Source organism: Stenotrophomonas sp. KH_036_B (assembly GCF_057839485.1).
Genome location: NZ_CM174491.1, coordinates 1,006,363 through 1,031,409, shown reverse-complemented (window position 1 = coordinate 1,031,409; position 25,047 = coordinate 1,006,363). Strand labels below are relative to the sequence as shown.

General features: G+C 66.0%; 22 protein-coding genes and 11 tRNA genes. 7 read left to right on the top strand and 26 right to left on the bottom strand.

Going from position 1 to position 25,047, the window contains the following annotated elements; translation table 11 throughout:
- Nucleotides 1-9 precede the first annotated feature (9 nt).
- Both AC3ITN_RS04670 and AC3ITN_RS04665 read right to left on the bottom strand, forming a co-directional pair.
- Nucleotides 10-768, bottom strand: coding sequence for an MBL fold metallo-hydrolase (locus AC3ITN_RS04670; protein WP_489392188.1), 759 nt, complete (start codon nt 766-768; stop codon nt 10-12).
- Nucleotides 768-1,517, bottom strand: coding sequence for a 3-deoxy-D-manno-octulosonic acid kinase (locus AC3ITN_RS04665; protein WP_313348564.1), 750 nt, complete (start codon nt 1,515-1,517; stop codon nt 768-770). The genes AC3ITN_RS04670 and AC3ITN_RS04665 overlap by 1 nt, the downstream gene beginning before the upstream one ends.
- A 21-nt stretch (nt 1,518-1,538) precedes the next feature.
- On the opposite strand from AC3ITN_RS04665, the gene AC3ITN_RS04660 reads away from it, so the two are divergent.
- Nucleotides 1,539-2,588 carry a glycosyltransferase family 9 protein gene (locus AC3ITN_RS04660; RefSeq protein WP_489392187.1) on the top strand — a complete coding sequence of 350 codons (1,050 nt, stop codon included), beginning with the start codon at nt 1,539-1,541 and terminating at the stop codon, nt 2,586-2,588.
- A gap of 228 nt (nt 2,589-2,816) precedes the next feature.
- Here AC3ITN_RS04660 and AC3ITN_RS04655 read toward each other — a convergent pair whose 3' ends face one another.
- Entirely contained in the window at nt 2,817-3,221 is a 405-nt protein-coding gene (locus tag AC3ITN_RS04655; protein WP_313348561.1) for a DUF6165 family protein, read from the bottom strand.
- A 229-nt stretch (nt 3,222-3,450) separates the two neighbouring features.
- Nucleotides 3,451-3,541: transfer RNA gene (locus tag AC3ITN_RS04650), tRNA-Ser, on the bottom strand.
- A 170-nt stretch (nt 3,542-3,711) separates the two neighbouring features.
- Between AC3ITN_RS04650 and AC3ITN_RS04645 the strand changes: the two genes are divergently transcribed.
- The gene (locus AC3ITN_RS04645; protein WP_313348559.1) at nt 3,712-4,416 is read left to right on the top strand and encodes a PP2C family protein-serine/threonine phosphatase; all 705 of its coding nucleotides are present in this window, start codon (nt 3,712-3,714) and stop codon (nt 4,414-4,416) included.
- A gap of 194 nt (nt 4,417-4,610) precedes the next feature.
- On the opposite strand, the gene dnaQ is transcribed toward AC3ITN_RS04645, so the two are convergent.
- Genes dnaQ through AC3ITN_RS04630 form a run of 3 tightly spaced genes read right to left on the bottom strand, consistent with a single transcriptional unit; the run spans nt 4,611 to nt 6,453 of the window.
- Entirely contained in the window at nt 4,611-5,339 is a 729-nt protein-coding gene (gene dnaQ / locus AC3ITN_RS04640) for a DNA polymerase III subunit epsilon (RefSeq protein WP_313348557.1), read from the bottom strand.
- A gap of 4 nt (nt 5,340-5,343) precedes the next feature.
- The gene (gene rnhA, locus AC3ITN_RS04635; protein WP_313348555.1) at nt 5,344-5,796 is read right to left on the bottom strand and encodes a ribonuclease HI; all 453 of its coding nucleotides are present in this window, start codon (nt 5,794-5,796) and stop codon (nt 5,344-5,346) included.
- A gap of 12 nt (nt 5,797-5,808) precedes the next feature.
- Nucleotides 5,809-6,453 (bottom strand): methyltransferase domain-containing protein, encoded by a 645-nt coding sequence (locus AC3ITN_RS04630; RefSeq protein WP_313348553.1) that lies wholly within the window; start codon nt 6,451-6,453, stop codon nt 5,809-5,811.
- An 11-nt stretch (nt 6,454-6,464) separates the two neighbouring features.
- Between AC3ITN_RS04630 and gloB the strand changes: the two genes are divergently transcribed.
- On the top strand, nt 6,465-7,232 hold the full coding sequence (gene gloB, locus AC3ITN_RS04625; RefSeq protein ID WP_313348552.1) for a hydroxyacylglutathione hydrolase: 768 nt from the start codon (nt 6,465-6,467) through the stop codon (nt 7,230-7,232).
- The gene (locus tag AC3ITN_RS04620; RefSeq protein ID WP_489392186.1) at nt 7,229-8,431 is read left to right on the top strand and encodes a lytic transglycosylase domain-containing protein; all 1,203 of its coding nucleotides are present in this window, start codon (nt 7,229-7,231) and stop codon (nt 8,429-8,431) included. Before gloB ends, AC3ITN_RS04620 begins: the two co-directional genes overlap by 4 nt.
- A 96-nt stretch (nt 8,432-8,527) precedes the next feature.
- Here the strand turns inward: AC3ITN_RS04620 and AC3ITN_RS04615 are convergent, their stop codons facing one another.
- The 16 genes from AC3ITN_RS04615 to AC3ITN_RS04540 form a co-directional block, all read right to left on the bottom strand.
- Nucleotides 8,528-10,501, bottom strand: a complete 1,974-nt coding sequence (locus AC3ITN_RS04615; protein WP_489392185.1) for a peptidyl-prolyl cis-trans isomerase — start codon at nt 10,499-10,501, stop codon at nt 8,528-8,530.
- 122 nt (nt 10,502-10,623) lie between these two features.
- Nucleotides 10,624-10,700 (bottom strand) — tRNA-Asp (locus AC3ITN_RS04610).
- A gap of 88 nt (nt 10,701-10,788) precedes the next feature.
- A tRNA-Asp gene (locus AC3ITN_RS04605) sits at nt 10,789-10,865 on the bottom strand.
- An 88-nt stretch (nt 10,866-10,953) separates the two neighbouring features.
- Nucleotides 10,954-11,030 (bottom strand) — tRNA-Asp (locus tag AC3ITN_RS04600).
- Nucleotides 11,031-11,057: 27 nt separating this feature from the next.
- Nucleotides 11,058-11,132: transfer RNA gene (locus AC3ITN_RS04595), tRNA-Val, on the bottom strand.
- An 11-nt stretch (nt 11,133-11,143) separates the two neighbouring features.
- Nucleotides 11,144-11,416, bottom strand: a complete 273-nt coding sequence (locus tag AC3ITN_RS04590; protein ID WP_313348507.1) for an HU family DNA-binding protein — start codon at nt 11,414-11,416, stop codon at nt 11,144-11,146.
- A gap of 206 nt (nt 11,417-11,622) precedes the next feature.
- A complete protein-coding gene (gene lon, locus AC3ITN_RS04585; protein WP_489392184.1) occupies nt 11,623-14,088 on the bottom strand; it encodes an endopeptidase La in 2,466 nt (821 codons plus the stop codon).
- Between the two features lie 142 nt (nt 14,089-14,230).
- Nucleotides 14,231-15,520 (bottom strand): ATP-dependent Clp protease ATP-binding subunit ClpX, encoded by a 1,290-nt coding sequence (gene clpX, locus AC3ITN_RS04580; RefSeq protein WP_313348511.1) that lies wholly within the window; start codon nt 15,518-15,520, stop codon nt 14,231-14,233.
- A gap of 126 nt (nt 15,521-15,646) precedes the next feature.
- On the bottom strand, nt 15,647-16,273 hold the full coding sequence (gene clpP, locus AC3ITN_RS04575) for an ATP-dependent Clp endopeptidase proteolytic subunit ClpP (protein WP_313348512.1): 627 nt from the start codon (nt 16,271-16,273) through the stop codon (nt 15,647-15,649).
- Nucleotides 16,274-16,339: 66 nt separating this feature from the next.
- Nucleotides 16,340-17,635: a trigger factor gene (gene tig, locus AC3ITN_RS04570; RefSeq protein WP_313348514.1), complete on the bottom strand. Its 1,296-nt coding sequence runs from the start codon at nt 17,633-17,635 to the stop codon at nt 16,340-16,342.
- Between the two features lie 302 nt (nt 17,636-17,937).
- A tRNA-Leu gene (locus AC3ITN_RS04565) sits at nt 17,938-18,022 on the bottom strand.
- A 142-nt stretch (nt 18,023-18,164) separates the two neighbouring features.
- Nucleotides 18,165-18,240: transfer RNA gene (locus tag AC3ITN_RS04560), tRNA-Lys, on the bottom strand.
- Between the two features lie 584 nt (nt 18,241-18,824).
- Nucleotides 18,825-18,900, bottom strand: a tRNA-Lys gene (locus AC3ITN_RS04555).
- A gap of 84 nt (nt 18,901-18,984) precedes the next feature.
- Nucleotides 18,985-19,061 (bottom strand) — tRNA-His (locus AC3ITN_RS04550).
- Nucleotides 19,062-19,108: 47 nt separating this feature from the next.
- Nucleotides 19,109-19,185, bottom strand: a tRNA-Arg gene (locus AC3ITN_RS04545).
- A 46-nt stretch (nt 19,186-19,231) separates the two neighbouring features.
- Nucleotides 19,232-19,308 (bottom strand) — tRNA-Pro (locus tag AC3ITN_RS04540).
- A gap of 254 nt (nt 19,309-19,562) precedes the next feature.
- Between AC3ITN_RS04540 and AC3ITN_RS04535 the strand changes: the two genes are divergently transcribed.
- Nucleotides 19,563-20,321, top strand: a complete 759-nt coding sequence (locus tag AC3ITN_RS04535) for a Bax inhibitor-1/YccA family protein (protein WP_313348516.1) — start codon at nt 19,563-19,565, stop codon at nt 20,319-20,321.
- A gap of 179 nt (nt 20,322-20,500) precedes the next feature.
- Here the strand turns inward: AC3ITN_RS04535 and AC3ITN_RS04530 are convergent, their stop codons facing one another.
- From AC3ITN_RS04530 to grxC, 3 genes are all read right to left on the bottom strand, one after another.
- Nucleotides 20,501-21,508 (bottom strand): isocitrate dehydrogenase, encoded by a 1,008-nt coding sequence (locus AC3ITN_RS04530; protein WP_489392183.1) that lies wholly within the window; start codon nt 21,506-21,508, stop codon nt 20,501-20,503.
- Nucleotides 21,509-21,728: 220 nt separating this feature from the next.
- The gene (locus AC3ITN_RS04525) at nt 21,729-22,121 is read right to left on the bottom strand and encodes a carboxymuconolactone decarboxylase family protein (RefSeq protein WP_128096579.1); all 393 of its coding nucleotides are present in this window, start codon (nt 22,119-22,121) and stop codon (nt 21,729-21,731) included.
- Nucleotides 22,118-22,414 (bottom strand): glutaredoxin 3, encoded by a 297-nt coding sequence (gene grxC / locus AC3ITN_RS04520; RefSeq protein ID WP_313348522.1) that lies wholly within the window; start codon nt 22,412-22,414, stop codon nt 22,118-22,120. The genes AC3ITN_RS04525 and grxC overlap by 4 nt, the downstream gene beginning before the upstream one ends.
- A gap of 155 nt (nt 22,415-22,569) precedes the next feature.
- Between grxC and AC3ITN_RS04515 the strand changes: the two genes are divergently transcribed.
- Nucleotides 22,570-24,210, top strand: a complete 1,641-nt coding sequence (locus tag AC3ITN_RS04515) for a M48 family metalloprotease (RefSeq protein WP_489392182.1) — start codon at nt 22,570-22,572, stop codon at nt 24,208-24,210.
- A 124-nt stretch (nt 24,211-24,334) separates the two neighbouring features.
- Entirely contained in the window at nt 24,335-25,024 is a 690-nt protein-coding gene (gene phoB, locus AC3ITN_RS04510) for a phosphate regulon transcriptional regulator PhoB (RefSeq protein WP_019185815.1), read from the top strand.
- The last annotated feature ends 23 nt before the right edge of the window (nt 25,025-25,047 follow it).

Here is a 25,047-nt window from a genome sequence, read left to right as displayed (position 1 = left end):
GGCGCGGCTCTACGGGGGGGTTACCTTCGGGGCCGTCGGGTCCGACAGAACGACGCACTCGCCCGGCATCGCCACGCGGTGGCCGCGCAGGCGCAGGGCCTCGCCATCGGCTTCGCTGGCGTAGTGATAAAGCATCATCCGCGCCTGCAGTTCAGCGCTGTACTCGCGCTCAAGATCGTCCACACCGGTATGCGACGGGTTGCCGTGCAGGCCGCAGTCGTGCGCGATCAACTCGTTGTCCGCCGCATGGCGCGCCAGCATTTCCGGAATCGGGCGGGTGTCGCCGCTCCACACCAGCGCGCCCTGCAGGCGCATGCCGTAAGCGGTTTCGGGCCAGTGGTGGCGCACTGGGAAGACCTCCAGGCGCACCCCGTCGTGCCAGAAGGCATCGCCGACGACGATCAGCTGGAAGGCGTCCCAGAAGTTGGCCCCGCCCTCGGCCAGCACGTTCGGGTAGTCGGCCACGCGCCGGTGCAGCAGCGGCACCACGGTGGCCGGCACGTACAAGCGGATGCGACCGCGGCGCTGCGGCGAGAAATAGGCGTCCACGAACAGCCGCTCGAAGCCGGCCACGTGATCGAGGTGCACATGGGTGACGAACACCGCATCGGGCATGCACCCGTACTGGGCCTGGAAGGCGGTAAGCCCTTCCCCGCCGCAGTCGATGGTCAGCCAGGGCTGGCCGGCGCGCTCGATCACCGCCATCGGCGAACCGAGCTGCACGGCCGACGCATTGCCGACCCCCATGAAGCGCAGCGCCCAGTCCATCAGTAGCCCCGGTTCCAGGCCAGGTCGTAGGCCCGGCGCAGGCGCGCGTAATCCTTTTCCACGTCATCGTGGCTGCGCTCGCCGCGCAGTTTGACCAGCGAGCGGTGCAGGCGTTTGAGGTTGCGCTCGCGCCAGCCGGTGGCCGGAATGCGCTGCACGCCACGGTCGAAGTCGATCAACCATCCGTGGCCGTTGGCATCGAACAGGATGTTGTGGGCATTGAGGTCGGCGTGGTCCAGGCCCGCGCGGTGGAAACGCGCGATCAACCGCCCGGTTTCCTCCCAGGGCGCCCCACGGCCGGCCACCAGCGCGCGGTCGGCCAGCGAACGCACGCCTTCCAGGCGTTCCATCAGGATCGCGGCGCGGTAGCGCATGCCGTCGCGCAGGTAGAACGCGGCGATCGGGCGCGGCACCGGCAGCTTGAGCGCGCGCAGGGCGCGCATCAGGCGGAATTCGGCGAAGCTGCGGGTGCGGTTGGCCCCGCGCCACAGGTACTGGTCATGGCTGAGTTTGGCCGCCATGCCGCCGCGCAGGTACTGGCGCAGCACGCATTGGCCGAACGGCGCATCGACGAACCAGGCGCCGCCGCGGCCGCCGTCGCCCACCGGCCGCGCCCGCTCGCCCCAGTGCGCCGGCGAGAACAGGCTCATCTCGGCTTGCCGCAGCCGTTCGCGGTCGAACAGAATGGCACCCATGCCGCGTCCATCACGGCAAGGCGTCAGCGCTTCAGTGGCGTCGAATGCGACCATTCCTTCGAGTCTAACAACACCATGGCATCAACGTCCTCTTCCTTGTGTCTTTTGCGTTTGTCGGCGCTGGGCGACGTGACCCACGTGGTGCCCCTGGTACGCACGCTGCAGCAGGCACGGCCGGGCACGCCACTGCACTGGATCATCGATAAGGCCGGGCACAAGCTGCTCGATGGCCTGCCGGGGGTGGTGTTCCATGCGTACGACAAGAAGACCGGGCTGGCCGGTATGCGTGCGATGCGCGCCGAGCTGCCGCCCGGCCGTTTCGAGGCCCTGCTGCAGATGCAGGTAGCCTTCCGCGCGAATGTGCTGTCGGCCTTCGTGCCGGCGCGCCGCCGGATTGGCTATGACAAGGCCCGCTCGAAGGACCTTCACGGTCTTTTTATCAACGAACGCATTCCCGACCGCCCCGGCATCCACGTGCTGGATGCGATCGGCAGCTTCTGCGAGCCGCTGGGCCTCCGCCAGACCGAGGTGAGCTGGGACCTGGCAACACCGCCGGCGGCGGTGGAATGGGCGCAGGCGCAGTGGCAGGACGATGGCCGGCCGGTGCTGATGATTTCCCCCTGCTCCAGCCACGTACGCCGCAACTGGTATGCCGACCGCTATGCCGCGGTGGCCAACCACGCCGCAGCGCGCGGCTGGCGGGTGGTGCTGTGCGGCGGGCGCAGCGAGCTGGAGCGCGGCATGTCCGATGCGATCCAGGCACAGCTGGAGGTACCGGCGCTGGACCTGGTGGGCAAGGACACCCTCAAGCAGCTGCCCGCCCTGCTGGCCCGCGCGGCGCTGGTGATGACGCCGGACTCGGGCCCGATGCACATCGCCAACGCGGTGGGTGCGAAGGTGCTGGGGCTGCATGCGGCGAGCAATCCACACCGCAGCGGCCCGTACTCGGACCGCCGCTACTGCGTGGACCGCTATGACGATGCCGCGCGCAGGTTCCTGGGCAAGCCGGCGAGCGAACTGAAGTGGGGCACCAAGATCGAGTTCGACGAGGTGATGCAGCTGATCACGGTGGACGACGGGATTGCCGCGTTCGAGCGGTACGTGACCGATCACCGCCCCGCCTGACCCCACAAAAAGGGGACGTACCCCGTTAATTCTCCAATTAACGGGGTACGTCCCCTTTTTAGCCCCGTTAATTCTCCAATTAACGGGGTACGTCCCCTTTTTAGCCACGCAACGGTAGTGCCGACTGTTGGTCGGCAGCGGCGGTTGGCGGTTTGGAGCAGCCGACCAACAGTCGGCTCTACCCAGTCGGGTCTGCCCGGTCGGCGCGGCAGTGCACCGCCGTGACGCTCAGCCGCGGCCGGCGTAGTCCTTGTACGACTTCTCTTCGACGTAGGCCGAGCCGAGCGCCAGGTTGATGTCCTTCTTGATGCGTGCGCGCTCGTCGTTCTGCAGGTAGACGCTGCGGGCCAGTTCCACGAAGTGGTCGTCGAAGGCCTGGGCCTTGTCCTGCAGGCGGATGTTGTCTTCGATGTCCCACAGCCGCTCGTTGACGGCCTTGAGTTCGGCACGCAGCCGCGCGATGTCCTTGACCCCGGCCGGGTGCGCCATCCAGGTCTTTTCCAGCGCACTCAGCTCGGCGCGGATGTTGGCCAGCTTGGCCGCGTCGCTGATGCGCTCTGACTTGATCTGCAGGATGGAGATCTTGTCGAGCAGTTCGCCGAAGGACACGGGAACGAGGATTTCTGCGGTCATGGGGGGCATTCCGTCTTGGATAAGGCCAGTTTAGCGAATAGGCACCTGCGGCGTATCCGGTAGAGCCACGCCCTGCGTGGCTGAGGAATTCCGGGGAACAGCAGCCACGCAGGGCGTGGCTCTACCGGCGAAGGGATTCCGCAGCGACCGCGCAACGCGCCGTTGCAATCCCCCCTCGACGTCGGAGACGCAAAAAAGGCCACCCAATGGGCAGCCTTTTTTGCGTATCTGGCGGAGAGGGGGGGATTCGAACCCCCGAGGCGCTATAAACGCCTGCCTGATTTCGAGTCAGGTACATTCAACCGCTCTGCCACCTCTCCAGATGGTCCCCGGCGAACCGGGGAGCGAATAATACGGTCAGGAGGCGCAGACGGCAAGCCATTCTCCGGCTTTCGATGAATTTCTTCTGTATCGATGCCTTGCCGGATGTCCGCAGGGCCGCGATCATGCCGTTATCCCTCAGCACTACACTCCCCGGCCCGCGCCCGCCATGATCGAATTCGGACACCTCACCCACCCTGGCCTGCGCCGTGACCTCAATGAGGACACCTACTACGGGGACGGCGAGCTGGCACTGTGGCTGGTGGCCGACGGCATGGGCGGCCACGCCTGCGGCGAAGTCGCCAGCGCGTTGGCGCGCGAGACGATCGTGCGCGAGATCCGCCAGGGCGCCTCGCTGGCCCACGCGATCCGGGTGGCCGACGAGGAAATCATCCGCACCTCGCGGCGCCGCAACGACAGCCTGCCGATGGGCACCACGGTGGTGGCCGCGCGCGTACAGGGCAACCGCTATGAAGTGGCCTGGGTCGGCGACAGCCGCGCTTACCTGTGGCGCGACGGCACCCTCGCCCAGCTCAGCCAGGACCACAGCGTGGTGCAGGAGATGGTGGCGCAGGGCAACCTGACCGCCGAACAGGCGCGCGCGCACCCGCACCGCAACGTGGTGACCCAGGCACTGGGCGTGACCGATCCGGCGCATCTGAACGTGGCCACCACCACCGGCGAGCTGCGCCCGGGCATGCAGCTGCTGCTGTGCAGCGATGGCCTGACCGAAGAGGTCGAAGACAGCGGCATCGCCCGCACCCTGGCCTACGACGACGCCAGCGCGCAGGAATGCGTGGATACCCTGGTGGCCGCAGCCCTCGACGGCGGCGGCTCGGACAACATCACCGTCATCCTGGTGCGCTGCCACTAGGCGCGCCATCGGTAACCCTCTGGAGAAGAGCCCCCCTTCTTGTTGAAGGGGGCGCGCCAACGGCGCGGGGTCAAGGTGGAATGCGTGGGCAACGGGTGCCGCAGGCGCCGGTTGCCAACATCACCGTCATCCTGGTGCGCTGCCATTGACCTGTGGGTGTCACGACCAACAGTCGTGACCTACCGAAGCGGTGGCTACGCCACCGCTTCTTCCTCCACCGTCGGGCCATCCCAGATCGCATGCCCGGCCTTCTTGCGCAGCTTGGCCAGGCGCGCTTCATGCGCCTCGCGTTCCGAGGCGGTGGCCACCACGCGCGGGCGCGGCAACAGACGCGAGGTGTCGAACGCCTGGGCGTGGGCCGTGCCCGGCCGCGCCTCATTGGCCGACCCGAACCCGATCTCTTCCTGGCCGGACGTCAGCGCGATGTACACGTCGCCCAGGATCTGGGCATCGAGCAGGCCGCCGTGCAGCTGGCGGTGCGCGTTGTCCACGCCCAGCCGCTTGCACAGGGCATCGAGCGAGTTTCGCTGGCCGGGATAGCGCTCGCGCGCCATCTTCAGCGTATCGATCACGGTGCAGCGGTCGGTGATCTTGCCGTAGTGGTCGCCCAGCAGCGACAGCTCGTAATCCAGGAAGCCCAGATCGAACGCGGCGTTGTGGATGATCAGCTCGGCGCCGTCGATGTAGGCCAGGAATTCCTCGGCGATCTGCGCGAAGACCGGCTTGTCGGCCAGGAACTCCAGGGTCAGGCCGGTGACTTCCTGCGCGCCTTGCTCGAACTCGCAGTCCGGCTTCAGGTACTGGTGGAAGTTGCTACCGCTCGGACGGCGTTCGAGCAGCTCCACACAGCCGATTTCGACGATGCGGTTGCCCTTCCGCCATTCCAGGCCGGTGGTTTCGGTATCCAGGATGATCTGGCGCATGGGCTCAGTGTACCGGGCCGGCGGCGCGGATCCGGATCGCGGCGTCGCGCGCCAGCGTGTCCACGCGCTCGTTGTCGGGGTCGCCCGAATGGCCCTTCACCCAGCGCCAGTCGATGGTGTGCTTCAGCGTGGCCGCATGCAGCCGCTCCCACAGGTCGCGGTTCTTTACCGGGTCACCGCCGGCCGTCTTCCAGTTCTTGCGGATCCAGCCCGGCATCCACTGGGTCAGCCCCTGACGCACGTACTGCGAATCGGTGTACAGCACGATGTCACACGGTTCGGTCAGCGCTTCCAGGCCCGAAATGGCGGCCATCAACTCCATGCGGTTGTTGGTGGTGTGCGCTTCGCCGCCGCTCAGTTCGCGCTCGTGCCCCTTGTAGCGCATCAACGCGGCCCAGCCGCCGGGGCCGGGGTTGCCGAGGCAGGAACCGTCGGTGTGGATTTCAATGGTTTTCAATACAACTCCAGATCAGGTCGCCACGGTGCCGTGCCAACGGCGTACCGGCAGTGGCGTGGGTCCCGGCAGGGCCAGGGTGCGTTTTTCGGCGGTATACAGGCAGGCGGCGCGCAACGGCGCCAGGCTGCTGCGGTCGGGGTCGCGGTCCCGCCACATCGGGCCCAGCCAGGCCAGCTCCGTGCAGGCCAGGCCGGCCTGCTCCAGGGTGTGGCGCAGGCGCTGCGGCGTGCGCACCACCAGCCCATGCCGGCGCCATTGGCGGCGGAACGGGCTGAACGGGTTGAGCGTGGACAGCCACAGCCGGCCGCCGGGCATCAGCACGCGCGCGCATTCGGCGATGAGCTGTTCGGCATCGCGGGCAGTGACATGCTGCAGCACGATGGCGTTGAGGCTCTCACTGGGCAGCGGCAACGGCAGCGCACAGGTGGCGTCGCCGGCGTAGCCGCCGGGTCGGCGGTACAGGCGCAGCCCCTGGCCCGGCAGCTCGGCCGCGTCGGCCCACGCCGGGGTCGGCGCGATCCACAGCCAGGGGGTCACGGGGTGTGCCGCCAACAGGGGAACCAGGCGCTGGCGCTCCAGTTCACACAGCATGCGCGCCGGTTCAGTATCAAACCAGGATGCGACTGACGCTTGACGGGGGCTCGGCGTGGCGGGCATGGTCCAATTCTATGCGACTGACTGCCCTACCCGCATTTGCGGACAACTACATCTGGGCGCTGGTCGACAGCGCCGGCCGGGCGATCGTGGTCGACCCTGGCGATGCCGCCCCCGTTCTGGCCGCCGCAGCGCAGCAGAACTGGGTTCCCCACACGATTCTGCTCACCCACCACCACGACGATCACATCGGCGGCGTGGCGGCGCTACAGGCCCGGTACGCAGGGCTGGAGGTGGTGGCGCCGGACGATCCGCGCATTCCCCATGCCACCCGCCGGGTCGCCGAGGGTGAACACGTTCAGGCATTGGGCCTGGAGATCGACGTAGTATCCGTGCCCGGACACACCCGGTCGCACATCGCGTTTCACACCGCTGAACATCTTTTCAGTGGCGATTCGCTGTTCAGCCTGGGCTGTGGACGCATGTTCGAAGGTACGCCACCCCAGCTCCTGGCATCCCTGCAGAAGCTGGCGTCCCTGCCGCCGCACCTGTTGCTGTGCTGCGGCCATGAGTACACCGTGTCAAATGCCGTCTTCGCGCGGCATGTCGACCCCGCCAACGCCGCGCTCGCGCGACGCCAAGAGGAGGCCCTGGCCATGCGCCGCGATGAACGCTCCACGCTGCCCGTTTCACTGGCCAGCGAGCTGGAATGCAATCCGTTCCTGCGAACCGATACCCCCGAGATCCGTGCTGCGGTCAGCGCACACCTGGGTCGCCCCGTCACCGATGAAGTCGATGTCCTTGCAGGTCTGCGGGGCTGGAAAGACGGATTCCGAACATGACCCGGCGATGGATGCCGCTCGCGTTCGGCCTGGCGGTCGCCTTGGCCGGCAACGCGGGCGCCCAATCGCTGGGCGCGGGCATGTCGCAGAACGTGGCCGGGCTGTCGCAGCTGCCGCTGGACGCCGCCGCGCTGCCACCCGCCTCGGTACGCAACGGCCAGGAGATCTTCGCCAGCTTCCGCGACGGCCTGGCCGAACCGACCTGCAATGCAGAAGCCACCAGCCCGCGCTGGCAGAAGCAGTTCGCGCATGCGCCGTCACGGCTGGCCAACCAGGATGACGACGCGCTGGTGCTGTTCGGGTATGTGGTCGAAGAGCTGCGCGCGGCCAACCTGCCCACCGAATTCGCGCTGATCCCGTTCGTGGAAAGCGGCTACCGGCCCAATGCCCGCAACGGCAGCGGTCCAGCAGGACTGTGGCAGTTCATTGCCACCACCGCCAAGAACCATCGCGTGCAGATGACCAACGGCTACGACGGCCGGTTGTCGGCAGTGGACTCCACGCAGGCAGCGGTGCGTTATCTCAAGACGCTCCACGGCATGTTCGGGGGCGACTGGCGCTTGGCCACCATGGCCTACAACGCCGGCGAATACCGGGTGCTGCAGTCCCTGCGCAAGGCCGGCATGAATGCGCAGAACGCCCGCCCGGCCGAACTGCCGGGGCTGTCGCCGATCACCTACTCCTATGTAGAGAAGCTGCACGCCCTGGCCTGCGTGCTGGAGAACGCGGAAACCTCGCCGGGCGTGATGGCCTCGCTGGACCGCACCGTGCCGGTGCTGAAGGGCCACACCCTGCCCGCGGGCACCAGCGTGCAGCAGTGGGCCGCCCAGCGCTCGCTGGACCCGGCGCGCATTGCCCGGCTCAACCCGGCCCTGGCCAGCGGCAAGGGCCGCCCCAGCGGGCAGGTCACCCTGCTGGCCCCGGCCACGCACGCGCCGGTGGATGCCACGGTGATGCTGGCCAAGGCCGACGTTCCCGCGGCCGACATGGCCGGCCCCACCACCGAGACGCAGACCGCCCGACGTGCGGTGGCCAGCGCCGACCGGCCGCGCGCGCGCCGTCATACGGTGCGCAATGGCGAATCCGCCTGGACCATCGCCAAGCGCTACGGCATGCCGTTGAAGGCGTTGCTGTCGCTGAACAACCTGAGCGGCAGCAGCGTGCTGAAGCCGGGCGCGGTATTGCGCGTAGAGGATTGAGCCGCGCCGTTGCCGGCGAGCACAAAAAAAGGCCCGGCAATGCCGGGCCTTCTGCTTTCAGGGCGCCGGCCAATGGCCGGCACCCTCAGGCAACCGTTACAGGTTGCCCTCCTCGATCTGCACCTTGTAGTGCTTGCGCATGGATTGGACGAACGCCCTGGCCGAGGCCATGCCGTCCATCTGGTCCAGCTGCTGCTTGAACTGTTCCTTCTGCTCCGCAGTGACCTGGCCCAGGTCCGGCGGGGTCACCTTGGTCACGGCGTACACCACGTAGCGGCCCTGCACGGCGACCTTGCCGTAGCTCGGCTTGCCCTCGGACGGGGCCTTCGCGGCGAACACCGCGCGGTTGATCTCCGGGGTCGGCACCGGCTGGGTGCGCGGCAGGCCCGGCAGCGGGCTCACCTGCAGCTGCTCGCTGGCGGCCAGCGCCTGCAGGGTCTGCCCGGCAGTGAGCTTGGCCAGCAGGGCGTCCGCCGCCTTGGCCGAGGCCTGGCGGGTGCGGTCGGCGCGGATGGCGGCAATCACCTGGTCACGCGCCTTGTCCAGCGGCAGGGCCTGCTCGGGGCTGTGGTCGGTGACGCGGATCATCACGCTGTGGTTCGGCGCAATCGTGATCGGATCGCTCACCGTGCCGTCCTGGACCAGCACGTCGGAGAACGCAGCGCGCAGCACGGCCGGGTTGGCCGCAATGCCGCTGGCGGTGGCACGGGTGAACGGGCCCACGGTCTGCAGCGGCAGCTTCAACGCGGCGGCGGCACCTTCCAGCGAGGTCGGGTTCTTGTAGACCTGGTCGACCAGGCGGCCGCTGAGGTCGCTGAAGGCGTTCTCGCTGTCGGCCTTGAGCTGTTCGGCGGCAAGTTCATCACGCACGTCCTCGAACGCACGCTCCTGGCCACCCTTCTGCTCGCGCAGCTGCAGCACGTGGTAACCGAACTCGGTCTTGACCGGGGCACTGACCTCGCCGACCTTCATGGCGAACAGCGCGTCTTCGAACGGCTTCACCATTGCGTCGCGTTCGACCCAGCCCAGATCGCCACCGGTGCTCTTGGAGCCGGTGTCGTCCGAGTTGGCCTTGGCCAGGGCGGCAAAGTCGACGCCCGGAGCCTTGGCTTCGGTGGCGATGCGCGTGGCCTTCGCTTCAGCGGCCTTGAGCGCAGCCGGATCATTGGCGTCGGCGGCAATCAGGATGTGCGAGGCCAGGCGCGATTCGGGCGCGACAAACCGCGCCTTCTCATCGGCGTAGCGCTTGCGCAGCGTCGCTTCGTCGGCCGCAGTGGCCGGCGGCAGCGTGGCGGCGTTGATCTCGACGTATTCCAGCGACACGGTTTCCGGCTGGCGGAAATCCTTGCCATGGCTGTCATACCACTGCTTGATCTGCGCGTCGGTGACTTCGGCGGTATCGGCCGGCAGTTCCGGCAGCGCGGCCAGCTCGACATCGCGGGTTTCGCCCAGCAGCTTCATCAGCTGCTCGGCCTCGACGGTGGTCACGAAGCCCGACCCCTGCAGCGCGGACGGAATCACCGACTGCTGCAGCTGTTCGCGCACTTCGGCCTCGAACTGGGCCGGGGTACGCGGCGGGTTGCCGGTGGCCAGGCGCAGGCGGTACTGGTCCTGGCTGAACTTGCCATCGGGACCGAGGAACGCAGGAATGGTCCCGATGGTCTCGCGCACGGTGCTGTCGCTCATGACGATGCCCGACTGTTCGCCGGCCAGGCGCACGACCTGTTCGTCGATCATCTGGTCAAGCACGGCCAGCTTGTTCTCGGTGCTTTCGAATTCGCGCGGGTCGAAGTCTTCGCCCTGCTGCTGGCGCGCCTGCTGGCGAGCCTGCTCGAAGCGGGTACGGAAGTCCTGGGCGCTGATCTCGTGGTGCTGCCACAGGAACGACATCGGCCACCACGAGGGCGCCGAGCGCCACCAGGTCGGCGGTGCCGCCACCTTGGCCACGTTCTGCGCACCGACACCACCGAGGTAGCTGGAGTCGATCACGAACAGGAACGGAATCATCAGCAGCCCCAGGATCACGGTAACGATCCAGCCCGAGGTCTTGTCGCGAAGTTTCTGCAGCATGGGAGAAATCAAGGCCTGATTGGCGAATCCAGCAGTGTAGCGTGCTTCGCGCCACACCCCAACCACCCCAGCCATGCGGCAAAAAGAAAAGCCCCTGGTTTTCACCAGGGGCCTTCAAGAATTGGCGGAGCGGACGGGACTCGAACCCGCGACCTCCGGCGTGACAGGCCAGCATTCTAACCAGCTGAACTACCGCTCCGCGCTTGAAACTTTGCAGGCGCTCATTATATCCGAAGATATTCAGAAAACCCACCCCGAATTACTGCTTTTCGAGGATTTTTTATAACTGGCGGAGCGGACGGGACTCGAACCCGCGACCTCCGGCGTGACAGGCCAGCATTCTAACCAGCTGAACTACCGCTCCGCACTTGAAACCTTTTTGCTGCCTTCCGCGACGATCTGGATCGTTGCAGAAAACAAGGCCCCCGATCGCTCAGGGGCCTCGTTGAAACTGGCGGAGCGGACGGGACTCGAACCCGCGACCTCCGGCGTGACAGGCCAGCATTCTAACCAGCTGAACTACCGCTCCACATTTCAAACGTTTACTGCGGTGCTGTGGTGGGTGCTGAGGGTTTCGAACCCCCGACCCTCTCCGTGTAAAGGAGACGCTCTACCGCTGAGCTAAGCACCCCAGCAAGCCGCTTAGTTTACGGCATCCTTCAGGGCTTTGCCAGCCTTGAACGCCGGATTGTTCGACGCATCGATCTTGATGGTGTCGCCGGTCTTCGGGTTACGGCCGGTGCGAGCTGCGCGCGCGCGGACCTGGAACGTACCGAAGCCCACCAGGGTCACTGCGTCGCCAGCCTTCAGGGCCTTGGTGATGGAAGCAATGACGGCGTCGACGGCGCGGTTCGCATCGGCCTTGGTCAGGTCGGCGGCTTCGGCAACGGCATCGATCAATTCGGTCTTATTCATTCTGTACAGCTCCTTTGGCGGGGATTCCGCATGTTCGACAGTGAAGCAACCGACCCACAACGTGGCCGGATGCCAGTGAAGTTCTCGATTCGCCCTCGTCAGTGATGAGCTGACTCGCGAGTGGTGCTTTTATACCAGCGCACCCCTACCCGCGCAAGCTGAAAAGCTAATAACGACGCGGGTTTCAGGCAGTTCTGCAACGCGCGTCAGTGCTTGACGCGCGCGTTGGAAGCTGTCTTGCCCTTGCTTCGCACTGTGACGCGCTGCCCATCCTTCTTGGGCTTCGGCGGGGTCAGCGGGGTCTCCAGGGCCAGGTCCAGCACCTCTTCGATCCACTTCACCGGCACGATCTTCAGATCACGCGTGACGTTGGCCGGAATGTCGGCCAGGTCCTTGCGGTTCTCCTCCGGGATGATCACCGTGGTGATGCCGCCGCGCAGTGCCGCCAGCAGCTTCTCCTTCAGCCCGCCGATCGCGGTGACGCGACCCCGCAGGGTGATCTCACCGGTCATGGCCACTTCGGCACGGATCGGCACCTTGGTCAGCATCGACACCAGCGACGTCACCATGGCGATACCGGCACTGGGGCCGTCCTTCGGCGTGGCGCCGTCGGGCACGTGCACGTGCACGTCGTGCTTCTGCAGGAACTCGGCATCGATGCCCAGGCGCTCTGCGCGCGAACGCACCACCGACAGGGCGGCCGACGCGGATTCCTTCATGACGTTGCCGAGCTGACCGGTGAGGATCAGCGCGCCCTTGCCCGGGACCAGGGTCGATTCGATCTGCAGCAGGTCGCCGCCCACCTCGGTCCAGGCCAGGCCGGTCACCAGGCCCACCTCGTTCTCTTCCTCGGCACGGCCGAAGTCGAAGCGGCGCACGCCCAGGTACTTGTCCAGGTTCTTGCCGTTGACCACCACCAGCGCCTTCTTCTTCGCACCAGCCTTCTTGCCGGCCTTGACCGGCTTGGCGGCGGCGACCGGGCCAGCGAGCGCGATTTCCTTGACCACCTTGCGGCAGATCTTGGCGACTTCGCGCTCGAGGTTGCGCACGCCGGATTCGCGCGTGTAGTAGCGCACGATGTCCTGGATGGCGTCGGACTCGATCTCCAGCTCTTCCGGCTTCAGGCCGTTGGCCTTGATCTGCTTGGGCACCAGGTAACGCATGGCGATGTTGAGCTTCTCATCCTCGGTGTAGCCGGGGATGCGGATCACTTCCATGCGGTCCAGCAGCGGCCCGGGGATGTTGAGCGAGTTGGAGGTCGCCACGAACATCACTTCGGACAGGTCCAGGTCCACTTCGAGGTAGTGGTCGTTGAAGGCGTTGTTCTGCTCCGGGTCCAGTACTTCCAGCAGCGCCGAGGACGGGTCGCCGCGGAAGTCCATCGACATCTTGTCGATTTCATCGAGCACGAACAGCGCGTTCTTGCTGCCCACCTTGTTGAGGTTCTGCACGATGCGGCCCGGCATGGAACCCACGTAGGTGCGGCGATGGCCACGGATCTCGGCCTCGTCGCGCACGCCACCCAGGCTCATGCGCACGAACTTGCGGTTGGTGGCCTTGGCGATGGACTGCCCCAGCGAGGTCTTGCCCACGCCCGGCGGGCCGACCAGGCACAGGATCGGGCCCTTCATCTGCTTCACGCGCGACTGCACCGCGAGGTACTCCAGGATGCGGTCCTTGACCTTGTCCAGGCCGAAGTGGTCGGCGTCCAGGGTGTCCTGCGCGACCTTGAGGTCCTTGCGAACCTTGGTGCGCTTCTTCCACGGCACGCCCAGCAGCCAATCCAGGTAATTGCGCACCACGGCCGCTTCGGCCGACATCGGCGACATCTGCTTGAGCTTGTTCAGCTCGGCCTTGGCCTTGGTTTCCACCGGCTTGGGCATGCCCGCCTCGGCGATCTTGCGCGCCAGCTCGTCCAGCTCGCCCGGTGCGTCGTCCAGGTCACCCAGTTCTTTCTGGATGGCCTTCATCTGTTCGTTGAGGTAGTACTCGCGCTGGCTCTTTTCCATCTGCGACTTCACGCGGCCGCGGATGCGCTTTTCCATCTGCTGCACGTCGATCTCGCCGTCGACCAGGCCGACCAGCATTTCCAGGCGGTCGCCGATCTGCAGGGTTTCCAGCAGGCGCTGCTTGTCGGCCAGGCGCACGCTGATGTGCGCGGCGATGGTGTCGGCCAGGCGGGCCGGCTCATCGATGCCGGCCAGGGTCTGCAGCAGCTCCGGCGGCAGCTTGCGGTTGGTCTTGACGTACTGCTCGAACAGCGACATCAGCGAGCGGGCGATGGCCTCGATCTCGCGCGGCTCGCGCGACTCGTCGGACTCGATCTCCTCGCCCACGCCATGCAGCGCGCCATCGCGTTCGGTGACCTGGGTGACATTGACCCGCGACAGGCCTTCCACCAGCACCTTGATGGTGCCGTCAGGCAGCTTGAGCAGCTGCAGGACCTGGGCCAGCGTGCCGACCTGGTAGAGGTCGGTGGCGGTCGGGTCGTCGGTCTCGGCCGACTTCTGCGCCAGCAGCAGGATCCGCTTGTCCGCCTCCATCGCCTGCTCCAAGGCATGCATGGACTTGTCGCGGCCGACGAACAACGGAATGACCATGTGCGGGAACACCACCACGTCACGCAGCGGCAGTACCGGCAGGTCGAGAGTCTCAGTTGGGGAACGGGCCATGTGGGCTCCAGTTGAGCAGTGGGGATGGCCTCCGGGCACGCACACCCGGATACAAAAAAGCCGATGGCCCCGTTATGGGGCCATCGGCGTCCAGATGCAAGATGCTCTGAAAAACTTCTATCAATTCAAACGCTTGAATCGATTATTCAGCGCCAGCCGCCTTCTGTTCAGGTGCCGGCGGGGTCTGGTAGATCAGGTACGGTTCGGACTTGTGTTCGATCACCGATTCGTCCACCACCACCTTGCTGACGTTCTCTGCCGACGGCAGGTCGTACATGGTGTCCAGCAGGACCGATTCGACGATGGTACGCAGGCCACGGGCACCGGTCTTGCGCTTGAGCGCCTTGCGGGCAATGGCCGACAACGCGTCCGGGCGGAACTCCAGCTCCACGTGCTCCATCTCGAACAGCTTCTTGAACTGCTTGGTGATGGCGTTCTTCGGCTCGGTCAGGATCCGCACCAGGGCGGCCTCGTCCAGCTCTTCCAGGGTCGCCACGACCGGCAGGCGGCCGACGAATTCCGGAATCAGGCCGAACTTGATCAGGTCTTCCGGCTCGACTTCGGCCAGCACCTTGCCCACTTCCTGCTTGCGCTCGGAACTCTTCACCTTGGCGCCGAAACCGATGCCGCCGGAATCGTTGGAACGCGCCTGGATCACCTTGTCCAGCCCGGCGAACGCACCGCCGCAGATGAACAGGATGTTCTTGGTGTCCACCTGCAGGAATTCCTGCTGCGGATGCTTGCGGCCGCCCTGCGGCGGAACGCTGGCCACGGTGCCTTCGATCAGCTTCAGCAGGGCCTGCTGCACGCCTTCGCCGGACACGTCACGGGTGATCGACGGGTTCTCGCTCTTACGCGAGATCTTGTCGATTTCATCGATGTAGACGATGCCCTGCTGTGCCTTCTCGACGTCGTAGTCGCACTTCTGCAGCAGCTTCTGGATGATGTTTTCCACGTCCTCGCCCACGTAACCGGCTTCGGTCAGCGTGGTGGCATCGGCCATGGTGAACGGCACGTTGAGCAGGCGGGCCAGGGTTTCGGCCAGCAGCGTCTTGCCCGAGCCGGTCGGACCGACCAGCAGGATGTTCGACTTCGCCAGTTCGACTTCGTCGTTCTTCTGGCGGCTCTCGATGCGCTTGTAGTGGTTGTACACGGCCACGGCCAGCGTGCGCTTGGCCCGGTTCTGGCCAATCACGTACTGGTCCAGGACTTCGAGGATCTCGCGCGGCTTGGGCAGCGAACTGCGCGCCGACTGCGCCTTTTCCTCGAGTTCTTCACGGATGATGTCGTTGCACAGCTCCACGCACTCATCGCAGATGAATACGCTCGGCCCAGCAATCAGCTTGCGCACCTCGTGCTGGCTCTTTCCGCAGAAAGAGCAGTAGAGGATCTTGCCGGTGTCCGTGGAACGACCTTGGCGGTCTTCGCTCATGCTTCGCTTACCCAGTTACGCCACCCGCTGAACGGGGGTTCGATTCGAGAATAACACAGGGTCGGGAGGACACCAGTCCAGCCCGACCCTGCGGAAACAGGCCGGATTACCGGCCTGGCATCACCCTCAGGCCGGGGTGATCGACTCTTCCGGACGACGTTCCAGCACCTGGTCGACCAGACCGTAGGCCACCGCGTCGGCCGCGCTCTTGAAGTTGTCGCGCTCGGTGTCGCGCGCGATGGTCTCCAGCGACTGGCCGGTGTGCTTGGCCAGCACCTCGTTCAGGCGCGAACGCAGGGTCAGGATTTCACGGGCGTGGATGTCGATGTCCGTGGCCTGGCCCTGGTAGCCACCCAGCGGCTGATGGATCATGACGCGCGAGTTCGGCAGCGCATAACGCTTGCCGGCGGCGCCGGATGCCAGCAGCAGCGCGCCCATCGAGGCGGCTTGGCCGACGCAGATGGTGCTCACGTCCGGCTTGATGTACTGCATGGTGTCGTAGATCGCCATACCGGCGGTGACCACGCCACCGGGCGAGTTGATGTAGATGCTGATGTCCTTTTCCGGGTTGTCCGCTTCCAGGAACAGCAGCTGCGCCACCACCACGTTGGCCATGTGATCGTCGATCGGGCCCACGAGGAAGATCAGGCGCTCTTTCAACAGGCGCGAATAGATGTCATAGGCGCGCTCGCCGCGGCTGGTCTGTTCGACCACCATCGGCACCATGTTCAGGGCTGTGGTTCGGTTGTCCATTAGTGAGGCACCTATGTTGGGGGGAACAACCCCGCGCCGGGGCGCGGGGCAAAAAACGCGGGCCGCTTACTGGCGGATCGCGTCCTGGAACGACAGCTGTTCTTCGGTGTGCTGGGCGCGCTCGGCGATCCAGTCGATCACCTGCTCTTCCATCACGCGATTCTGCAGCCCACTCATCAGCTGGGGGTCGTTGCGGTACATCTCAATGACCTGCTCCGGCTCTTCGTAGGTGGAGGCGATCAAACGCATGGTTTCGTTCAGGCGCTTCGGGTCCAGGCGCAGGTCGTTCTTGCGGGCCACTTCACCGACCAGCAGGCCCACCAGCACGCGCTTGGCGGCGGCGTCCTTGAAGCCTTCGTGGGCGTCAGCCGGGATTTCGCCCGGGTTGCGGCCGCTGCGGCGGATCTGCTCGACCTGCTGGGCCAGCATGGCGCGGGCTTCGTTCTCGACCAGGCGCGGCGGCATTTCCACCGAGGCGTAGGCGGCGATCAGCTGCTCGCCCACTTCGCGGCGCAGGCGGTTCATCAGCGCACCCTTCAGCTCACGCTCGAGGTTGGCGCGGATGTCCTTGCGGAACTGCTCCAGATCGCCACCCTTCACGCCGAAGCTGGTGATGAACTCGGCATCGACGTCCGGCAGCACCGGCTCGGACACGTCCACCGCCTTGACGGTGACCTTGACCTGCTTGCCCGCCAGCGCCGGCACGCGCCAGTCGGCCGGGAATTCAACGTCCAGGGTCTTTTCCTCACCCTTGGCCAGGCCGACCAGGCCCTGTTCGATCTGCTCGAACATCATGCCCTGGCCCACCACCACGCTGCCCTTTTCGGTGCCTTCGGCCGGCAGGCGCTCATCGCCCGCCTGCGACCAGGTTTCCAGCGCGACCAGGTCACCGTCCTTGGCGCCACGGGCAACCGGGCTCCAGCTGCGGCGCTGTTCGCGCAGGTTGGTGATCATCTGGTCGATGTCGCCGTCGTTGATCTCGGCGGCGTGGCGCACCACGGTCAGCGTGCTGACGTCGACGTCGCCGAAGTCCGGCACCAGCTCGACGGTTGCCACGAACGAGAATTCACCCTCATCACCCTTGTCGATGCGCGGCGCGCCAGCGATGCGCAGCTCGTGCTCGCGGATGGCGGCATCGAAGGTTTCGCGCAGCAGGCCGTCGACGGCTTCGCTGCGGACCTGCTGGCCGAAGCGCTGCTCGATCACCTTGGCCGGCACCTTGCCCGGACGGAAGCCCTTGATGCGCGCGGTACGGGCGATTTCGCCCAGACGGCCACTGATGTGGGTCTGCAGGCGGTCTTCCGGCAGCGAGAAGGTCAGGCGGCGTTCCAGATTGCCGGTGGATTCGATCGAAGCTTGCATGTTGACTCCTGCCACCGGTAGGCACGCCCCCGGCACGAATGGATGGATGAAACGGGTTGTAAGACGGCGGCGTCGTGGACGCGCATGCCTGCCGCAGCCCTGTAGTTTCGCCGATAACGGCCAGCGCCGCCAGCACGGGGCCGGGAGCGTCAATCCGGAGCCTGTTCAGGGGGCTGGCGAGCTGCTCTGGGGCGGCCCAAGGGCACCGTGCGAGCGCCCTGCCCCTTGCCGATGCGGGCATCCCGTGCGGCGCTGCGCTGCGCTCATCCCGATGGTTCACGCCGGCCCTGCGGGCCGATGCGTGGTGCGAAAGGGGGGACTCGAACCCCCACGCCTTGCGGCACTGGAACCTAAATCCAGGGCGTCTACCAATTCCGCCACTTTCGCGCTGGCGCGCATTATAGGGCGTTGACCGGCGTCTGCGTTCGCCTGGGCTTGGGTTTTCCGCCTCGTTCCGGGGCGCGGTTGATCTGGGCCGATCAACCGCGCAAGAAAAAAGCCACCCGGCGAACCGGATGGCTTTTTGTCTTGGTGGGCTGTCAAGGATTCGAACCTTGGACCTATTGATTAAGAGTCAACTGCTCTACCAACTGAGCTAACAGCCCGAAAATCGGGAGGCGAATTATGACGCAATGCCGCAGGGGGATGCAAGGCCTTTTGCAGACGTCGTTCAGGCGCGCTCGTAAGGACACACCATGCGTGGCTGCGCTTCGCGCCAGGATCGTGAACGCCTGACGGTCGACTTCGGTCGGGGCTAAACGCCGGTGGCATCGCCGGACCGGCACGCCATCGGCTTCGGGGGCTTGTGCCGCGCTGCGCGCGGTTGCCACGCAGGGCGTGGCACTACGAATTGTTACGTGCACAGGACGATTGGAAGCAAAAGCGTAGAGCCACGCCCTGCGTGGCTGCGCTACTTGTGCCGCGCTGCGCGCGGTTGCCACGCAGGGCGTGGCACGACGAATTGTTACGTGCACAGGACGATTGGAAGCAAAAGCGTAGAGCCACGCCCTGCGTGGCTGCGCTACTTGTGCCGCGCTGCGCGCGGTTGCCACGCAGGGCGTGGCACTACGAATTGATACGTGCACAGGACGATTGGAAGCAAAAACGTAGAGCCACGCCCTGCGTGGCTGCGCGATGCCGGATCGCAGGCAAGAAAAAAGCCACCCGGCGAACCGGATGGCTTCTGTCTTGGTGGGCTGTCAAGGATTCGAACCTTGGACCTATTGATTAAGAGTCAACTGCTCTACCAACTGAGCTAACAGCCCTGAAAACTCAGGCGCATAGTGTAGCGTTTGCGCCTTTTTTTGCAACCCCGATTCACTTTCGATGAAACGGGTTCTTCAAATCAGTGGGGTGGCTGAGGGGATTCGAACCCCCGACCACCGGAATCACAATCCGGTACTCTAACCGACTGAGCTACAGCCACCACTGAAACCTGTTTATTCGTTTGAAACACCCTGACGCTTGCACCGGTGGTGCGCCCGACAGGAATCGAACCTGTAACCGCCGGCTTAGAAGGCCGGTGCTCTATCCAGTTGAGCTACGGGCGCCCTGACCGGATTGTCGCATTCCCATCCCGTTTTGAGCAGCGGGACTTGGTCGGGGTAGAGGGATTCGAACCCCCGACATCCTGCTCCCAAAGCAGGCGCGCTACCAGACTGCGCTATACCCCGGTGGTTTCATCCCTCGAGGTTCCCCCCGAAAGAGTCGGCTATTGTGGGAATTGGCGAGGCATCTGTCAACGGTTTTCACGGACTTTTTCACATTCGTGATCAAGGGGGTGTAGAGCCGACTGGGTAGAGCCGACTGTTAGTCGGCTGCGTGCCCAGCAGCCGACTAACAGTCGGCTCTACCGGTTTGTTGCCTTACGCTATGCTTGATCCAGCGGCCGGATGGGCCGGAACCCTACCCTACAAGGAGATTGGCAATGCGCAGCGGCAATCCCGCACTTTCCGAGTCGACGTTCCTCGACCTGGCCAGCGGCTCGGTCGTAACGTCACCCGACCAGGTGATGACCATCAACGGCACGGTCAACAAGACCGGCATCCTGCTGTTGCTGACCGTGCTCACCGCCGCGTTCGCCTGGAGCCAGACCCTCGGCGCCGACGGCCAGATCGCGCCCGGCGCCATGATCTATGCCATCGGTGGTGCCATCGGCGGACTGGTCCTGGCGGTGGTGACGGTGTTCAAGAAGGAATGGTCGCCGGTGACCGCGCCGATGTACGCGCTGGTGGAAGGCTTCTTCCTGGGCGCCATCTCGGCCGTGTTCGAAGCACGCTTCCCGGGCATCGTGTTCCAGGCCGTACTGCTCACGTTCGGCACCCTGTTCGCCCTGCTGGTGGCCTACCGCAGCGGCCTGATCAAGGTCACCGAGAACTTCAAGCTGGGCGTGGTCGCCGCTACCGGCGGCATCGCGCTGCTGTACCTGGCCTCGTTCGTGCTGAGCTTCTTCAACATCAACGTGCCGGTGATCCATGAAGCCAGCTGGCTGGGTATTGCCTTCAGCCTGTTCGTGGTGGTGGTGGCCGCACTGAACCTGGTGCTGGATTTCGACTTCATCGAAAACGGCGCCGCCGCGCGCGCACCGAAGTACATGGAGTGGTACGGCGCGTTCGGCCTGATGGTCACGCTGGTGTGGCTGTATGTGGAGTTCCTGCGGTTGCTGTCCAAGCTGCAGTCGCGCTGATTCGCGCTGCCGGCCGATGGCCGGCTGCGCTTCGGCACGTGTCACCAGGCGCCGGCCAGCGGCCGGCGCTACGCTCCACGGAAACGCAACATCAAAAAAGGGCACCCGATGGGTGCCCTTTTTCGTTGGGTGAGGCAACCGACCAACAGTCGGCTCTACCCAGTCGCTCCGCGGAGCCGTTACAGGCGGCTGGCGATGGCCTGGGCGAAGCCCATGGTGTTGCCGGTGCCGCCGAGGTCGCCGGTCAGCGAGTCCTTGGCTTCCAGGGTGGCGACGATGGCCTTGCGCAGGCGCTCGGCGTTCTCGGTCTGGCCAACGTGGTCGAGCATCTGCGCGGCGGCCAGCAGCAGCGCGCACGGATTGGCCTTGCCCTGGCCAGCGATGTCCGGCGCGGTGCCGTGCACGGCTTCGAAGATCGCCGCGTCCACACCGATGTTGGCGCCCGGGGCCAGGCCCAGGCCGCCGACGAGGCCGGCGCACAGGTCGGAGATGATGTCGCCGAACAGGTTGGTGGTGACGATGATGTCGAACTGTTCCGGACGCATCACCAGCTGCATGCAGCAGTTGTCGACGATCATTTCCTGGAACTCGATGTCCGGGTACTTGGCCGCCACTTCGCGGGCCACGGCCAGGAACAGGCCCGAGGTCGACTTGATGATGTTGGCCTTGTGCACCGCGGTGACCTTCTTGCGGCCGGTGCTGCGGGCCAGCTCGAAGGCGTAACGCACGATGCGCTCGGAGCCCTTGCGGGTGATACGGGTGCCGGAGAACGCGGTTTCGCCATCGGCCGAGACTTCCTGGCCTTCGGCCAGGTACGCGCCTTCGGTGTTCTCACGGACGGTGATCAGGTCCACGCCTTCGCCGAAACGCGACTTGGTGTTCGGGAAGGACACCGCCGGACGCACGTTGGCGTACAGGTCGAAGTGGCGACGCAGGCTGACGTTGATCGAGGTGAAGCCACCACCGACCGGCGTGGTCAGCGGGCTCTTCAGCGCGATCTTGTTGCGTGCGATCGATTCCAGCGTGGAGGCCGGCATCAGGTCGCCGTGCTTCTCCAGCGCGACCAGGCCCGCGTCGGCGTCTTCGTATTCAAAGCCGGTGTCCAGCTTGCCGAGCACGAACAGCGTAGCGTCCATGATCTCCGGGCCGATGCCGTCACCGCGGATGACCGTGATTTTCTGCGTCATTTGATCTGTTTCCGAACCTAGGGGGAGCGCCGTCCGTGAAGGAGCGCAAAGCGCGGGCGCAAGGGAAGTTTCGGATGCAATTATGCCTTACCCGGCGGGGTGACCCCAAGTTGGCCATTGGTCTCACGCCGGGCAAGGCAGAAATGCGCTGGCGCGCCCCCTTCCACAAGAAGGTGCTTCCCTTCAGACCGATCAAGGGAGCCGCCTGCAAAACCGTTTGTTAATGCTCGTGAACGGCCGGGGCGGCAGCGCCCCCTTCCAGCTGGTCCAGGAAGTCCACGGCGCGGCGCAGGTGCGGGATGACGATGGAACCGCCAACCACCAGGCCGACCGAGAAGGTCTCGAAGAACTCCTCACGGGTCACGCCGGCGTCCTTGCACTGGGCCACGTGATAGCTGATGCAGTCGTCGCAGCGCAGCACCATCGAGGCGACCAGGCCCAGCAGCTCCTTGGTCTTCACATCCAGCGCGCCGGCCTGGTAGGTCTGGGTGTCCAGCGCGAAGAAGCGCCGCACCACCTGGTTGGGCTCGCCCAGGATGCGCTGGTTCATGCGCTGGCGGAATTCGGTGAACTCGGCGATGCGGTCCTTGCTGCCGTCGTCGGAAGCGCTCATGCGCCCTCCCCGTTCAGCAGCGGCTCGAGCTTGCCTTCCCGGTGCAGGGCGATCATGTCGTCGTAGCCGCCCACGTGGACCTCACCGACGAAGATCTGCGGCACGCTGGTGCGGCGCGTCTTGGCCATCATCTTTTCGCGCTCGGCCGGGTCCAGGTCGATGCGGACCTCGGTCCAGCTCTCGCCCTTGCTCTTCAGGAAGTTCTTGGCGGCCACGCAGTACGGGCATACGGCGGTCGAATAGAGGGTGATGGGCGGCTTCCCACCCCGGTTGGCAGCGGCATCTTGGTTCACGGGAAACTCCACAGCGGAACGAGTGTCTGTATATGGTAGCCGTCGGCTGGATTTTCCATGTCATCACCGCAACACTGTGGATTAACCGCAGATTTGCACATGGCCTGTCACGCTGACGCCCTTGCCCGCTGCCCCGGTCCCTCCAGGAGTTCCGTTTGCGCACCCTGCTGCTCTCTGCTGCGTTGACCCTCGCCCTGGCCGCGCCGTTGGCGTCCGCCCAGGACAGCAAGCTGCCCGACATCGGCTCCTCGGCCGGCGAGCTGCTGACCCCGGCGCGCCAGGCCGAGTACGGCGGGATGATGCTGCGCGAGCTGCGCAACTACGGCTACCTGCTGGATGACCCGCTGGTGGACGACTGGCTGCAGACCATGGGCGCGCGGCTGGGCTCCAACAGCGCGCAGCCGCGCCAGTCCTACACCTTCTTCATGCTCAAGGACCGGCAGATCAATGCCTTCGCCACCCTGGGCGGCTACGTGGGGGTCAACGCCGGGCTGGTGCTGACCGCCGAGCGCGAGGACGAGGTGGCGGCGGTGCTGTCCCACGAAATCGCCCACGTCACCCAGCAGCACGTGCTGCGCGGGGTTGAACGGGCCCAGCGCGACCAGATTCCGATCCTGCTGGGCATGCTGGCGGCGGTGGTGGCCGCCCAGCAGGCCGGCGGCAATTCCTCCGGCGATGCCACCATGGCCGCCATCACCTCCGGCATGGGGCTGATGCAGCAGCGGCAGATCAACTACACCCGCAGCAACGAATCCGAGGCCGACCGCCTGGGCATCCGCACGCTGGCCCGCAGCGGCTACGACGTGGATGCCATGGCCGGCTTCTTCGAGCGCATGTCCGCCTCGATGCGTGGCAATGCGGGCGGCTATTCGGTGCCCGACTTCCTGCAGACCCACCCGGTCAACACCACCCGCATCAGCGAGGCCAAGGCCCGCGCCGAGCAGATGAAGAAGGACACCGTGCTGCTCACCACCGCGGTGCCCGGCGGGGTGCGCCAGGAGCGCGTGGACCCGGCCGACCCGGCGCTGTCCGATCCGCTGGTCCGGCGCAGCAACCCGCTGCTGCCGGCGTCGATGCAGATCTCGGTCAACGCCCTCCAGCGTGGCCCCACCGGGCAGTTCGAGTGGGCGCGCGAGCGCCTGCGCGTGCTCAGTGCCGACACGCCGGGCGAGCTGGCCACCGAATACCAGAACCTGCAGCGCGCGCAGAAGGGCGGCCTGAGCGACGCCCAGCGCTACGGGCTGGCGCTGGCACGGCTGCGCAACAGCGGGGCGGGCGAGGCGCGGCGCGACCTGGCCGAGCTGCTGCAGAGCCACCCGGACAACCTGTGGGTGGCGTTGGCGCTGGGCGAGGCCGAATCGCGTGCCGGCCAACCGGCGCAGGCCAACGCCCGCTTCGACACCCTGCTGCGGCAGCACCCGGGCAGCCGCCCGGTGGCGTTGACCTATGCAGCCATCCTGAACGAACAGGGCGGGCGCGAGGCCGGCCAGCGCGCGCAGGCGATGCTGCGCCCGCTGCTGTCGCAAAGCGGCAATGATCCGGTGTTCCAGCAGCGCTACGCCCGCGCCAGCGAACTGGCCGGCGACACCATCCGCGCCAGCGAGGCCTACGCCGAGGCCGCCTTCCTCAATGGCCGCCCGGAGCAGGCGCTGATGCAGCTGCAGGCCCTGAAGAAGCAGCCGGGGCTGGACTACGTAGGCCGGGCCCGGGTGGACGCCCGGATCGAGAGCATCACCCCGACCGTGCTGGAAATGCGCCGCCAGGGCATCAACGATCCGGAGCTGGAACGCCGCTGAGCCGCGGCGCCCACTGCGCCCGAATGACCGCGCGATGGCAATCGGGCTGCGGTCGTCACAAACATGTCATGAAACCGTAGTCTACTGGGCTCAATCCCGGTCTGATGAGTAATACGGTGGGCACGTGCAGAAACGCATCCTGATCGTCGATGACGAACCCGCGATCCGCGAGATGGTCGCCTTTGCCCTTCGCAAGGGCGACTACGACCCCATTCACGCCGGTGACGCCCGCGAGGCCCAGACGGCCATCGCCGACCGCGTGCCGGACCTGATCCTGCTCGACTGGATGCTTCCCGGCACCAGCGGCCTGGACCTGGCGCGGCGCTGGCGCAAAGAAGCCCTTACCCGCGAGGTGCCGATCATCATGCTCACCGCGCGCGGCGAAGAGAACGACCGGGTCGGTGGCCTGGAAGCCGGCGTCGACGACTACGTGGTCAAGCCGTTCTCGGCGCGCGAACTGCTGGCCCGCATCCGTGCGGTGATGCGCCGCGCCCGCGACGATGACGAGGACGGCAGCGTGGCCGTCGGCACGATCCGCATCGACGGCGCCGCGCACCGCGTGTTCGCCGGCGATCAGCCGGTGCCGATCGGTCCTACCGAGTACCGCCTGCTGCACTTCTTCATGACCCACCCCGAGCGGGTCTACACCCGCGCGCAGCTGCTGGACCATGTCTGGGGCGGCAGCGTGTACGTGGAAGAGCGCACCATCGACGTGCACATCCGTCGGCTGCGCAAGACGCTGGAACCGTTCGGTGCGGAGAACATGGTGCAGACCGTGCGCGGGGCCGGCTACCGGTTCTCGACCTCGACCTGATCGCAGGCCTTCCAGCGGGGCAG